At 41.4% G+C, this 15707-nt stretch carries 4 protein-coding genes; all 4 read right to left on the bottom strand.

The annotated features are described in order from the left end of the window. Positions 1-30: 30 nt before the first annotated feature. A complete protein-coding gene (locus A2W93_05775) occupies positions 31-9384 on the bottom strand; it encodes a hypothetical protein (protein ID OFY55928.1) in 9354 nt (3117 codons plus the stop codon). Positions 9385-9630: 246 nt separating this feature from the next. Then, complete coding sequence (locus A2W93_05770; protein OFY55927.1) at positions 9631-11163, bottom strand: hypothetical protein; 1533 nt, start codon at positions 11161-11163, stop codon at positions 9631-9633. Between the two features lie 4 nt (positions 11164-11167). Then, positions 11168-12031, bottom strand: coding sequence for a hypothetical protein (locus A2W93_05765; GenBank protein OFY55926.1), 864 nt, complete (start codon positions 12029-12031; stop codon positions 11168-11170). Positions 12032-12162: 131 nt separating this feature from the next. Continuing rightward, positions 12163-15474, bottom strand: a complete 3312-nt coding sequence (locus A2W93_05760; protein OFY55925.1) for a hypothetical protein — start codon at positions 15472-15474, stop codon at positions 12163-12165. Positions 15475-15707 lie beyond the last annotated feature (233 nt).

Here is a 15707-nt window from a genome sequence, read left to right as displayed (position 1 = left end):
CTGGCGCGGATTTATAATCCGTGACAGAAATTATTTAATCACCGACAACCTTCTCGTCAGCACCACATCTTTGTATTCGAGGGTGTACACATAGATGCCCTGACCGAGACGGCTGAGATCAACATTCACAGAATTTTCTCCGCTCTGTCCATCAATGGTTGTGGTCTGAATCAGCTCGCCGAGCGTATTGTGCAGTGTGAGCACACATTTGCCAGGGGCGGGGAGGGTGAAACTGATTTCGGTTTGGGTAGAGGCGGGGTTGGGATGGATATTGAGAGCGAGTGGAAGATTTGAATTGGTTTGATCTATGCCGTTGGTTCCAGTAGGAACCATTGAAATACATGCCGAATCGTTATCTCTGTAAATATCTCCGGAGACTGACGTGTATGCACAAAGTGTATAGGTTGAATGAGGGCCTGTGTAGGGATTGCTGAAAGTGAAAACGGCAGAGTCACCAGGAATAAGAGTGCCGGTCCATTGTTCTGCATTGAAAATGCTGTTTTCTGGAATTTTATAGCTTACATAAAACTGATGCAACGTATCGGTTCCGTAATTCTGAAGAACAACCTGAACATTGATGAGGCTATCGGCCTGTGTTGAATCCATTGGGCTGACGATATGTTTTACACCGGCATCGAAAGGCATTTCAGGGGTTAGGATTCTGATATTATCAATGGCCATCCCGTTGTAGTTCATGGTTGCGTCTGAATAAAACCCAAAACGGAGTCTTACTGTCGCATTCCCAATCACATTGGTGAGCGGAATGCATGCTTGTTTCCATCCGCCGGTGTTCAAGGACCAACCTGAGTGCCCCGAGAAATGTGCGTCGTACCAATTAAGGGCATTAACATCGTTAATGGATCCCAGATAACCCCAGGTGGTTCCGTTGTTGACAGAATACTGAATAAAAGACCCGTCTTGATTTTCCTGCGTGTCGAGCCAGTAGTAAAATGAAAGATAAGCACTTGAAATACCGGAAAAATTGAATGATGGCAAATTGAGAAATGCCAGCACAGAATCGGGATAATTTCCGTCAAGATTGGTTGTCCAGACTGCCTGAGAGTTGAACGGATAATTAATCACAGTTGCAGCAGGAAATCCATATTCCCACACTGGCGAGTTTGAATACAGTTCTGAAACCGAATCGTCATTATCTTCAAAGAAAATATGAGAAGGGACTCCAAAAAATCTTTTGCTTTTTGAGTTGTTATAAAAGATTGTGTCTTCCGGCAATGACAAAGAAACCTGCAGTATGTTCAAATCAGGATTGACGGTCAGCGAAGAAATCGTCAATGTATCAGTTTCATTGTATTGAAGTACGCCATTCCAGGTGTTTGTGACAGAAGATCCCGAATTATAAGTATATTGCCATGGTATGGAATAAACAGTTTCGCTGCCATTGTTTATAATAATAAAACGTGCGTCTGTTACACTATTTTCAGGTTGAATAAAATCAGGTTCCATAATTGAAATAATTTCGAGATCATATCTGAATGGGTTGTATTCATCGGCTCCAATATCAGGATTGGTGGCACTTCTTGGGTCACCGTCAATATCATGTAAAATTCCAACAGGGGCTCCCGCGTTGTTCAGTATTGTACTTGCCGTGTGTAAGTTTGTTTGCGAAATAAAGGCAGGATCAACAGCCACCGAATTGGTGTCGGAAACGGCGGCAACGATCCAATCCGAAAGAGTAGCAATGGCGGATGAACTTAAAAATCCAATATTGGGCCCTGTTGTATAAAAATTGTTGTAGTCAGAATTAAAGTTGTTTATTTGGGCTGAGAAAGCGTAACCCCCACCAGGATTGGAAAAAATGTTGTTTCTGATATCAAAATCGTTGCCCGAGACGTATCTGAAAGACACACTGGATGAAGCCTGCGTGCTGTACACATTGGCGCTGTTATGATATACATCGAAAAAAGAGGAATTGCTTGCAAAAATCCCATAGGCAGTTTGAGTGCCTCCGATGCTTATGAAATTATTGAAAACCTCCCCATGCTCTGCAGCGCTGTTGTAGCAATAATTCAGCGATATTCCTGTGTAGTTCTGGGTGATACGATTGTCAGAAATGTGCGGGTAGTAGCAATAATTTAAATATAATCCATTGATGCTAGGATAGGTCGAACCTGATTCAAGCGAATTCCCTTTCAGTATGGTATTGGTCTGATATCGTGAATATATTCCTGCACCACAGTAATTGGAAATATTGTTGTCCTCAATAGTATTATTGTTTTCTGTGTTTGAGGAGGAAATCCCGGACATGTATATTCCATAGGACCCATTTACGATGGTGTTATTTCTGATTAAGATGGAATGATCGTTTGATGTTTCACTATTGTAAATCAGGGCAAGAGTGCTTGATAGCTGGTAAGATGATGGCCCCTCTATCACATTGTTTTCGATTGTAATGATACTGCAGCTGTTTCTCAGTGAAACACATCTTCCGTAGTTTGCGTTCAGTGCTTTCAAAGTGAGATTGCGTAATGTAATGAATGAAGCACCGCTGATGTCAATTATAAAATTGGCGGCAGCGGTTGTTGAATTGCGCTGAATGGTGACATCGGCCGGATTGCCTGTTAATGATTGAATGGTTAAGGGAGCCGATTGCCCAAGACCGGGTATATTAGCCGTAAAGATGAGCAAGGTATCGTAAACTCCGCTGGCAATATTTATGACAGTTGTATCACGTAGTCCACATGTGTTGAGTACGCTCAGAAAATCTGAAAAATATTGAAAATTCGTACCAGCTGACGGCAACAGGGGGTCGATGGTATATGTGCCTGCAAGCACAATCTCGCACGCAGTGTATGTTTTTTTAATTGTATCATTGATGTTTTTTAGATCAATTGAATCATTGGGCATAGAGGTCCACGCTTCAATGACGTTGTTGCCAGTCAAAGTAAAAACAATGGTTCCGATATTCAGTTCAGGCGAAATGGAGTCAGGCAAAAGTTGTCCGGTCCAAAAATACGAGGGTTGAATAGTACCATTCAACGACCACTCAACCGTTACTTTTGAAAGAGTATCGGAGCCAAAATTCCTGATTTTGAATTTCACCGGATAGGATATGTTAATCAAGGGGACCGGAGATGAAACTGGCTCAGTGATTTCCACCACTCCTGCATCTTCAGCAGGCACTATAAACTCATCAGCTCCAATATCAGGGGTGGCTACGTTGCGCGATTCGCCATCAATGTCATCAATTATTCCTACAGGAAATCCTTCATTATTCAGAAAATGAGACGATACATGCAAATCAGACGGGGAAGAGAATAGTGGATCAATGCTGACAGAGTTTGAATCCATCAGTGTTGCTGCATTCCATTCAGCCAATGTCGCAATGTTTGTACCCGAAAAATATCCCAACGAAACACCGGTTGCATAAAGATCGTTATAGTCAGAAATAAAATTACCATAAGTGGAGTGGAAAGCATATCCACCGCCTGTATTTGCCAATATGTTGTTTTTGATTTCACAGTTGTTGCTGTTATAATAATAAAATGCACGGCTGGGTGTTGTACCGGAACTGGTACAGTTGACACTGTTATGATAGAAATTGTAATAGTTTGTGTACTGAATAATCATTCCATTGGCATTGCTTGCACCCTCAACAGTGATGAAGTTATTGGAGACCAGTCCACGATTAGTTGAATTCGCGTCGCAGTAATACAGGTACAGACCGTTATATTTCGGAATATTGATTCTGTTTTTTTCTATCTGGCTAAAATCGTTGTACTGCAAATAAATCCCGTATTGTGTTGCATTCACCGAATTGGTTGAAATCACATTGTTGCTGATACTTATGTTGGTCTGATAAAAAGACTGGATGCCTGCAACATAATAATTGGAAATAGTATTTCCTTCAATAACATTGTTCCGTTCAAGTGAACTCGATGATGTTCCGTAACAGTATATTCCAAATGACCCATTGATCAGGATATTGTTTCTGATAACAATGTTGCTGTCCAGTGAAGCTGCCTTATTAATAACGACGGCCATGCTTACATTTGTACTGGTGGTCGCGATCCCGGTTATTATATTTCCTTCCAGTGTATTGTTTCTTGAATTATTTCTGAAAACAACACAATTTCCCAGATAGATATCCAAGGCTTTGAGAGTCATATTTTTAAAAGTCAAATATCGGGCTCCGTTCAAATCGACAACGTAATTGTCGGATGAGGTGCTTGCCGAGTGTTGAAGAACAACATCGGAAGGCACACCCGAAGCAGACTGAAATGTGATTGGTGCATCGGGGCCTATTCCCGGTATGGCGCCGGTAAACGTCAGAAGCGTGTCATACACGCCACTGGCGATGTTGAAAACAGTAGTATCGCCAACTCCGCATTCGTTCAAAATAGCAAGCACCTGCGAAAAATACTGATAATTGTTTCCTGCTGTTGGTTGCAACGGATCTATTGAATAGTTTCCGGCGAAAACGGTCTTACAAACGAAATATGTTTTTGTGCAGGTGTCATTGAAAACAAATGAATCGGATGAATCATTCGGCAGTGTGGTCCACACTTCGACAACATTGTTACCTGTATTTGCAAATGCAAGCGTCCCAATGGTTATGCTGGAGATGGATTCATCAGGCAGCAGCGAACCGGTCCAACTATAGGATGGTTGCAAAATGCCATTGACTGACCATTTTATAGTCGCTTTACTCAACGTGTCAGTAGCAAAGTTCCGGATGGTCACTATCACCGGATAGATTGTATCCTGAATGGGAAAGGGATGTTCCAGCGGCGATAAAATTTCAGTAATACCCGCATTCTGAGCACCGGGTGTAAACTCATCCGCTCCAATATCAGGAGTGGTGGAACTACGGATTTCGTCATCGATATCGGTTGTGATCCCAACCGGAGTACCGCTGCCATTCAAAGCCAGCGTGGAAACATGCAGGTCTTGCTGAGAAGCAAAATAAGGGTTTTGCTGTACCGAATTCGAATCCAGACCAGTGTATGAAATCCATTCGGCAAATGTTGGAATTGCTGCAAAATTGAAAGATCCAATGTACTGCCCGGCAGTATGCAAATTATTGTAATCACTGGATATACCGGAACCAGAAAGAAATATGGCTCTTCCACCTGCAGCATTTGAAAAAATATTATTTTGGATATTTGTATAACTGCTGTTTTCATTGGTAAATGCATTTGTTGCGGCATTTGGGCCCCAGTAGTTTATACTGTTGTGAAAAACATTATGATAGGTTGAATTGGATAAATAAAAAATACTTGAACCCACAGATCCTCCGACAGAAATGAAGTTATTCGAAATCTCGCTTCTTGCCGATGAAGAGCCATCGCAGTAAGTAACAGACACCCCTCTGCCGCTGAATTGATTAATTTTATTACTGCTGGATTTACAATAATCGCAATAGTAAAGATACAATGCAACAGAGGATGTATATGCCGAATTTGTGGTCAGCTGATTATTTCGTATTTGCGCATTTTTATAATAACTCAGCCGTATGCCAGCATCATAATAACCTGTTATTATATTGTTTTCAATTGTAACAGAATTTGTCATTGAGGTTGTAACCATTCCAGTACCATGTATTCCATATGAACCGTTTAATAACGTGTTGTTTCTGATAACAATATTACTGTCGTTGTAGCCCGACACATCATAAATCAAAGCCAGATTGGTATTGGATAATGTTGTTGAGGGCCCTTCAATTACATTTCCTTCAATTACAATAAAACCCGCATTGTTGTCAATTCTGAAACAGTTGCCATACGTGAGGCCTAATGCACGAAGCGTCATATTCCGGAAATTCATGTGCTGAGCCCCTTTTATTCCAATAATGTAGTTGAATGAGCTGGATGTTGAATTATGCTGTAATACTACATCCGATGGATTTCCGGTTGCAGATTGAAATGTGATAGGTGCCGTTTCGCCCATGCCCGGAATTGTTTTCGGAAAAGTGAGCAATGTATCATAAACGCCGCTTGCAATGTTGAATACGGTAGTGTCGTTCACACCACATACATTCAATATATCTAACACCTCGTCAAAATACCGGTAGTTGCTGCCTCCGGTCGGTATTCCCGGATCAATGCTGTAGGAGCCGGCAAAAACAGTTTTACACACATTAAAAACTTTACTAACGCTGTCATTCGCATTGTATGCATCAATCGAATCGTTGGGCAAAATAGTCCATGCTTTAAGGACACTGTTTCCAATGTCGGTAAATATTGCATTTCCAATGGTAATTTCACCCGACACTTCGTTAGGGAGCAATGAGCCGGTCCACGCATATGGTGATTGAAGTATGTTGTTTATCGACCACTCAATGGTTACTTTTGTAAGTGTGTCGGCACCAAAATTCTTAATTCTGACTTTTGCAATGTAAATGGAATCTTTAATCGGATTTGGCATTGAAAGCGGCTCCGAAATCTCGACCACTCCGGCATTTTCCAATGAAGGTGTGTACTCGTCAGCGCCCATGTCAGGATTTGTCACGCTGCGGCTTTCTCCATCAATATCGGTTGACACAGACAAGGGTGTTCCAAGATTGTCCATTGCAAGGCAATAGGTGTGTAAATCAGTCGTTGAAATGAATTCCGGATCAATGCAAACAGAATTACTGTCGTTTTGTGCTGCATTGATCCAGTCTGGCAAAGTTGCCACGAGCGCACCTAAATAGTAACCAATTTTACTTCCGGTAGTGTAAAGATTGTTGAAGTCAGATTTAAAAGTTGCGTTGCTGGCATATATTGCATATCCTCCTCCAAAATTTGCCAATATATTATTTCTGACAAAATTGTTTGACCCACCGATTAATTGAAGAGATTTTCCATAAGTAGCATGTGTGCCTGAGACCCGTATGCTGTTGTGGAAGTAATTATAATAGGTGCAATAGTTTGAGTAGATTCCAATCGAATAAGAAGTACCGCCAACCATCACAAAGTTATTGGATACTTCTCCAAAGCTAGCAGGTGTGCCATCACAATAATTCAAATAGATTCCGTAATATCGGGGAGATATAATGGTGTTGTCCGCAACAAGGCTTTCATCTGAGTATGAAAGTGAAACGCTTATAGTATTGCTGTATGCCGATGAGGTTGAAAACGAGTTGCCTGATACGATTAATTTTTTCTGATACGCGGCATAAATTCCTGACCAGTAATAATTCTCAAAAGTGTTTCCCTCAATGATATTATTGTTTTCAAGCGCAGTTACAGATGAACCTTGAAAATACAAGCTGAAGGATCCATTGTGGAACGTGTTATTTCGTATCACAATATTGCTGTCGGCAGAAGTATTCGGATCGTAGATCAGAGCAAGATTTGTAACACCTGAGGTGGCTACTGGTCCGGTTATTTTATTGTTTTCAATTGTGATATTCCGGCAACTATTTTTCATCGTTATACAAGTGCCGTATGTACCACCCATCGATTGCAGACTAAGATTTCGAAAGGTCATGAATTTTGCTCCGTTCACTTCAATCACAAAGTTATTTGCAGTAGATGTCGAATTGTTTCGCAATAACACATCTTCAGGATTCCCCGTTGCTGACTGAAATATTACTGGTGCCGAAGGACCCTGACCCGGGATTGCATTTCCGAAAGTTAGCAATGTGTCGTAAACCCCGCTTGCAATATTAAAGATTGTTGTATCCGATAGACCACACACGTTTAGCACAGTCAGTACATCTGCAAAACTATGGAAATTAGTCCCGGTAGTAGGTTGAGCAGGATTAATACTGTAGCTTCCGGCGAGAGGTACAGGACAAACAAGATATTGTTTTTTCAGAGTGTCGTTGCCGGCATTGGCATCTGCCAAATCATTCGGCAGTGTGGTCCATGCCTGAACAGAATTAGCCCCGGCATCAGAAAAAAGCAAAGTTCCGATGACGATGCTTCCGGATGTAAAACCAGGCAGAAGCGTGTCCTGCCAGATAAACGATGGCTGTAAAATTCCGTTGAGGCTCCAGTTGATGGTTGTTTTTGTCAGGGTATCTGTTCCATAATTTTTTAAGCTAACCGAAACATTGTAGTTTGTATTAAGGAATGGAAGTGGAGAGCTGGCTGGTTCATTAACCGCTGCAACACCGGCATCATTTGATCCGACAGAATACTCATCAGCCCCAATATCCGGAGTATAGTTGCTGCGGGTTTCCCCATCTATATCATCCGAAATTCCTACAGGAATCCCTTTGTCTATGGCGAGTAGATTGAAAGTATGCAAATCGGTATGGGAGATGAAACCGGGACTGACACTAATTGAGTAGTTGTCTTTTCCCGAAGCCAGACTCCAGTCTGCAAGTGTTGCCCTGTTCGCGGAATTGTAATAGCCTGTATACGCGCCTGTGGTATGCAGATTATTGTAGTCGGAAGTGAAGGCTGTAGTACTTGTGTAAAACGCATATCCTCCGCCTGTATTGGATAAAATATTGTTTTTAATGTTTAATGCCGAACCGTAATTCACGTATAGTGCTCTTCCGTTTGATGTATTCGTACTTGAGCAGAGAACGCTGTTGTGGTAAATATTAATATTTGTTGAATAGTATGAATAAATTCCATATGCGGTTGAATTACCTCCGACGGAAACGAAATTGTTGGAAACTTCGCCTTTGGTTACTGCATCTCCAGCGCAATAATACAAATATATTCCATAATTCTGCGGTGAGACGATACGGTTTTTAAAAACTCTCCCGTAATAAGTTTCACTCAGATACATCCCGGCGGTTACAATGTTGTCGGAGTTAGTCGTGATATAGTTGTTGCAGATATGTATGTATTTCTGATATAAGGTCTGTATGGCTACGGCATAATAGTTCGTAAAAGTATTTCCTTCTATTATGTTATTATGTTCACAAAATGTACCTTCACCGTACATATGCACTCCATAAGATCCATTTTTAAATTCATTGTTCCGGATAACAATATTACTGTCGATAGAAGTTCCCAGGTCGTTAATCAAAGCCATATCTGCGCTAATCATTGTTGTTGTTGGTCCTTGAAGCAACAAACCTTCAATCAGAATATTTCTGCAACTGTTTCTCAAAACTATGCAGTTTGCATAAGTTCCTCCATTGGATTGAAGTGACATGTTTTTAAAAGAAATGAACTTTGCTCCATTGATATCGATTACGTAATTGTCAGAACTGGACACCGCCATATGTTTCAATACCACATCCGCCGTATTCCCCGTAGCAGATTGAAATGTGATCGGTGCTGTTGCTCCCATGCCCGGAATGGTCGATGAAAAGGTCAGCAGTGTATCATACACCCCACTGGCAATATTGAATATGGTTGTGTCATTTACTCCAATGGTATTCAATGCTGTAAGCGCATCACCAAAATATCTGAAATTGGTCCCTCCGGTCGGTTGCGATGGGTCAATGGTGTATGTTCCCGACAATTGCGCGCGCACGGTTATTGTTGATGCGGATATCAATAAAAGTGTTATTAATAAACCTAGGAGGTGCTTAAATCCTGACATGATAAAGGTGTTAATATTATCAAAGATAGAGTTTTAATTCACACGGATAAACTTTTTGAAATTTTTTTTCAATAAAAGAAGGGAGCAACACCGTGCTCCCTTCTCCTAATTATTTTTTCATTTTGACATATCCGATCAAAAATCAAAAATCGGATATCCTAGTTCTTAAATCATGGTTTATTTAATCACCGACAACCTTCTCGTCAGCACCACATCTTTGTATTCGAGGGTGTACACATAGATGCCCTGACCGAGATTACTGAGATCGACGTTCACCGAATTCTTTCCGCTCTGACCATCCATGGTAGTGGTCTGAATCAGCTCGCCAAGCGTGTTGCGCAATGTGAGCACACATTTGCCGGGGGCGGGGAGCGTGAAAGTGATTTCGGTCTGGGTGGAGGCGGGGTTGGGGTGGATGCTGAGGTCCAGATTACTTTCCATTTCATTGATCTGAACCGTTGTTCCTGACGCAAGAATAAACGATGATGCGGACCCTGTCGGACTGTTCCATGTGCCATCAGAATTCAGACTTACAGCATTCGAAACAGTGGCTGTGGTATTGAAAGGCAATCCTGCAATGCTGTCGAACATCATTGTGATTGTAGCTGCAGAGCCATATCCGCTGAATCCTGTTCCGTCGGTTTTGGTGAATGCAAGCGAATATTCATTGGTGCCTGTGTTTTTCAGGAGCTTCAGTTGTGTTGAGGGTGCGGCCAGCAGTGAGGTCAGTGTAAAGTTGGTAATATAAAAATTCGTATTCAAACTGAAATCAAAATTAATTCCATGCAGATCGTTGAACGGATTTGCTGCATCGCCCAGCACGACATCGATCTGCGTGGGTGTGTTCACCATGATTGTATCGGGGAAAAGCAGCGAAACGGTCGGCGTTGCTTTCGGAAGGTCAGGAGTGAAGCCGGTTTTGAAAGTGTGAGTCAATCCGAAATTTTGCGAAATGGCTGTGGTATCATTGTGCAGCGTGATGCCATCGCCGTTGCAGTCAGCAAATTTCAGATCAAGGGCCGCACCGCTCATATTGGTGCCCCAATCGGTTGAGGCTTGCGGAAGCCACTCAATACTCACGGAATCGCGAGGAGAGCCGGATACATTATAATTCAATCCGAGCAGCAACAAATCATTTCCGTCAACAAATGCATCGTTGTTGATGTCGCCGGGGTAGACGGACGAGATTGCAGAGGGCGTGAAAAATTCATCGGCACCAATGTCGGGAGTAGAGATGCTGCGGGTTTCCCCATCTATATCATCCGCAATTCCAACGGGGATTCCCTTGTCAATGTTGAGCAAATTGAAAGTATGCAAATCGATATTGGAGATAAAGCCGGGACTGACACTGATTGAGTTGCTGTCCTTTTCTGAAGCTATGATCCAGCTGGCAAGTGTTGGCTGGTTCGAAGATATGTAATAGCCTATATACGCGCCTGTGGTATGCAGATTATTATAGTCTGAAGTGAAGCCTGCAGTATTTGTGTAAAACGCATATCCTCCGCCTGTATTGGATAAAATATTGTTTTTAATGTTCAATGGCGTCGAGTAATAAACGTATAGCGCTCTTCCGTTTGATGTACTTGTACTGGTGCAGAGAACGCTGTTGTGAAATATGTTATAGTTAGCACATCCATAAGAGTATATACCATATGCAGTTGATGCTCCTCCAATGGAAATGAAATTATTGGAAAGTTCACCTTTTAACAATGTATCACCAGTGCATTGATAAAGACAAATTCCATAATTTTGTGGGGAATAAACCCGGTTTTTTAATTATCCGGCTATAATTAGTATTGCGCAAATACATTCCGGCAGTATTTGAATTGCTGGTACTAGTCGTCATGTTGTTGTTGCAGACAAGTAGGTTTCTCTGATACCTGGTCTCAATGGCTACACAATAATAATTGACAAATGTGTTTCCTTCAATCACGTTGTTATTTTCAAGGGATGTAAAAGATATACCATACATATACACGCCATAGGAACCATTCCTAAATTCATTATCGCGAATGACAATATTGCTGTCAAGAGTGGAAGTGAGATTATTAATCAATGCTATATCTGCACTAACAAGCGTTGTTGTCGGCCCTTGTAGCAATAAGCCTTCAATCAGAATATTTCCGCAGCTGTTTCTCAAAACAATGCAGTTTGCATATGTTCCTCCATTGGATTGGAGTGACATGTTTTTAAAAGAAATAAACTTTGCCCCATTAATATCGATTACGTAATTGTCAGAACTGGACACAGCCGTATGTTTCAATACCACATCCGCCGCATTCCCCGTTGCAGACTGAAATGTTATCGGTGCTGTTGCTCCCATGCCCGGAATGGCAGATGAAAATGTCAGCAAGGTATCATATACACCACTGGCAATATTGAAAACTGTTGTATCATTAACACCGATTGTGTTCAGTGCGGTCAATGCATCGCCAAAATATTTAAAATTGGTCCCCCCGGTTGGCTGCGACGGATCAATGGTATAGGTTCCCGACAACTGCGCACTGGCTGTTTGTGTCGAAAAAGAAATCAGCAGCAAAGCCGCTATGACAGTCAAAAATGAATAAATACTCCTCATGGCTTCAATGGTTAATATTATCAAAGATAGCGATTATTTTTTCTAATTACATTTCCAAAAAAGATTTGCGATAACGAGTTATATAATGCCAATTAAATATTTCTGCACTTTTTCATATTGTCTCAGGTTCTTTATCGCTCAATCACTACCCGCTTCAAAACAAATCCGTCAGTGGTTTCAATTTTCAGCATGTACGTGCCTTCACGTAGGCCTGACAAATCCAAATCAGCCTGTTGTTTATTTTCAAACTGTTGTGACAACAAAATTTGTCCAATCGGATTGATCAGAGAAACAATATACTTTCCGTCTCCGGGAAAATCAATGTGGAGCTCATTTTTTGCGGGGTTGGGAAAGACATGATATTTGCTTTCGGTTTCGGATATGCTGGTGCATTCATCAACAGCAACACTAATGGTATCGCTGCTCTCACAGCCATAGACATCTGTATATAAATACACAATTGGCCAGTTGCCGATTCCGGCCATGCCAGGATTGAAGATTGACCCTGATATTCCCTGCCCGTAGAATGAACCACCTGCCGGATTGCCGTTAATGCTGTCTGAGGAGTTGTATATACAGTACATACTGTCAAGACCAATTATCGCCGCCAGCATTGGTGAATGAACAGATAAATCAAGAGCAAATACAGAATCACATCCATTTACCGACGTCAGACTGTCATGATATATTCCTGTAACAGAATAATCGTTTCCTCTCCAGTTATACACCTCTCCATCGCAAATATCCTGATTGGATGAAAACAAATATTTCGGCAGCACTTCCAACTGTAGAATGTAAATACTATCGCACCCCGATGCTGTGCTGTAACTGTCCTGATAATTTCCGGAAAGAGAATAACTTGTGCCATGCCAAAAATATGATTCGCCATCACAGATTTCCATATTTTCATAATAGGAATTTGATGCGGCAATTAGTGAAACAACATTTGAGACAATACTCATATGAGGTTGTGAAGCGGTAACCACGCAGCGATACTGGTAATGATTCATTGAACAATTTACCTGATTTATTATCAATGTGTCATTGGTTGCGCCGGTATAGGTTGTGTCATCCGAAATATCAGCAAAGCCTTTGCTTCCGTCATTTACCTGCCATTGATAAGATAATCCATATCCAACAGCAGATACAATAAAAGTTGCGTTAGAGTCTGTCGGAGTTACTACATTAGCCATATTACAGGTAAATTGCGGTACTGGATACACTTCAACAAGATCAGAAAATGGATAACTTCCTATAGTGTCATTCAAATCGGATTTTTTTATAAAAGTGCTGGTGATTGGATTAAATTCAAATAGTACACCCCGATCATAGGCGCCCCCACTGGTTGTTATCGCATACAGTTTTCCATTGGAAGATTCTATGAGTGAACCATAGGGGTGCTTCCCGGTTGAAGTACTGTCGAAGTCCAGCTTTTTGGTAAACGTGCTGGTTAAAAGGTCATACTCAAATAATACTCCATGATCATAGGCCCCTCCCGCAGTTGTCATACCATACAATTTTCCATTGGATGCCTGTAATAATGATCCATGAGGGATTCTGCCTTTCGAAACTCCGTCGAAATCCATCTTTTTCAAAAAAGTACTTGTTGCCGGATCGTATTCGAAAAAAGTTCCATTTCCATATGTGATACCGCCTGAGGTCATTCCGTAGATTTTTCCGTTTGTTGCTTGTATCAGGGAGCCATAAGGTTCACTCCCGCTGGTGGATGCGGAAAAATTTAATTTATTGGTTATAATGTTTGTTGAAGGATCATATTCATACAAAACGCCACTGTTGTTCGTCCCACCGGACCGGGTCGTTCCATACATCTTACCATTAGATGCTATCAGTAGTTTACCTGTAGGTTGAGCGCCATATGTCCCGCCGAAATTGATCTTCTTTGTAAAGATATTTGTCAAGGGGTCATATTCAAATATCACCCCTGAAGCGCTAACGCCACCAGCACTTGTCGTTCCGTATAATTTTCCCGTTGAGGTCTCAACCAATGCAGATAAATAAGGATATTGCCCATTTGATGTTGTAGAAAATTCATGTTTATTTGTCAGCGTACCTGTTGACATGTCGTATTCAAACAACACTCCATTGTCGCTTATTTCTCCTCCATAATAAGTCAATCCATATAGCTTTCCATTCGAGGCCTGAGTAATTGCTCCGGTAGGGAAATTGCCTTGCGGAGCACTTGAAAGATCAACTTTCTTTGTAAGGGTATTATTTGCCAAATCATATTCGAAAAGCACTCCAAAACCAGTTGATCCACCGGCAGTAGTCAATCCATACATCAGGCCGGTGCTATCCTGTATGAGAGCACCCCCTGGTTCAGCTCCGGTGGAAGCCTCGCTGAATTCCACTTTTTTAATCCATTGGTGTGTCGATGTGTCGTATTCAAATATAACTCCGGTACCCGTCTGACTGCTACAAGTAGTAGTTCCGTATAATTTTCCGTTGCTGGCTTCAATTAATGTTCCCGTAGGGAAGCTTCCGTCACCATACCCAAAACTGGTACAGAAATATTGAGGGATTGACATGTCAAATTCAAATATGGTTCCTTCACCGGATTCTCCTCCATTAGTTGTAAGCCCATAAAATTTTCCATTTGAAGCTTGAATCATTGAAACATAATACTGACCATAAAGGGCATTGGTCATACTCAAAATAGGTCTTAAACTATCAGATAAAATATCATATTCAAAAATAACCCCGAAATCATTTTGGCCTCCCTCAGTAGTGACTCCATAAAGTTTTCCATTGGCTGCCTGAATCAGTGATCCAATTGGTGTAGCTCCGTTTGTGTTGTTAAACTCATGCTTCTTAGTGTATACATTTATATTGGGATCATATTCAAATAATACACCCAGAGTACCTCCTCCTTGTGAAGTCATCCCGTACATTTTCCCATTGTCTGCCAGAAGCAATGATCCTTGCGGATACGAACCCATTGGCTGGCTGAAATCAAATTTCTTCACAAACACATTTGTTACAGGATCAAATTCGAATAGTACACCGCTCCCATTAACACCGCCCATAGAGGTCATCCCATAGAGCTTCCCGTTATTGCCTTTAATTAAGGACCCGTTGGGTGCTCGTCCATTAATAGCTCCGTCGAAATTGAATTTCCTGGTATAGATGTTGGCCACCTGATCGTATTCGAAAATTACACCATTATTATTGAATCCACCACTGGCGGTCATTCCATATAATTTCCCATTGTCAGCCTTGCAAAGATTCGTGTATTTGGGCGATTTGCCGGGATAATATTCAAAAGAATGCACAACAGTCAAGGAGTCCCCATCTCCGTTTGTTTTAAAAACAATACCTGCATCATTTCCTGCGTCGCTAGCTATTCCCCAAAGCTCGGTCTGGTTTTGTGAAAAGCCGAAAAACGGAATTAACAACAACAAAGTCAGCAGAAATAAACGTATCATAATATAATCTTTTTGCAAATATATTAAATCCTGTCATAAACAAGAAAACCACGCAGTTTAATTTGATGCTGATTTCATCAAAGCATTATAGAAATTCAACATTCATTTCTTTCATCACCTGACTTCGCCACTGGGACACCCATGTTTTTTTCTGAAGTTTTTGAGGAAATTCATCCAATAAAAACAAAGGAAGAGTGTAAATACTTATTATGAATTTTTCCTGACCTGCAGCG

The organism is Bacteroidetes bacterium GWF2_43_63, assembly GCA_001769275.1.
GTDB lineage: Bacteria > Bacteroidota > Bacteroidia > Bacteroidales > DTU049 > GWF2-43-63.
Note: the sequence above shows the minus strand (reverse complement) of the source record. Positions and strands in the feature narration are given on the sequence as shown.

Excerpts from the sequence above, each read along its gene's own strand:
- A2W93_05765 (OFY55926.1), bottom strand. The coding sequence starts at position 12,031 with ATGAGGAGTATTTATTCATTTTTGACTGTCATAGCGGCTTTGCTGCTG.
- A2W93_05760 (OFY55925.1), bottom strand. The coding sequence starts at position 15,474 with ATGATACGTTTATTTCTGCTGACTTTGTTGTTGTTAATTCCGTTTTTC.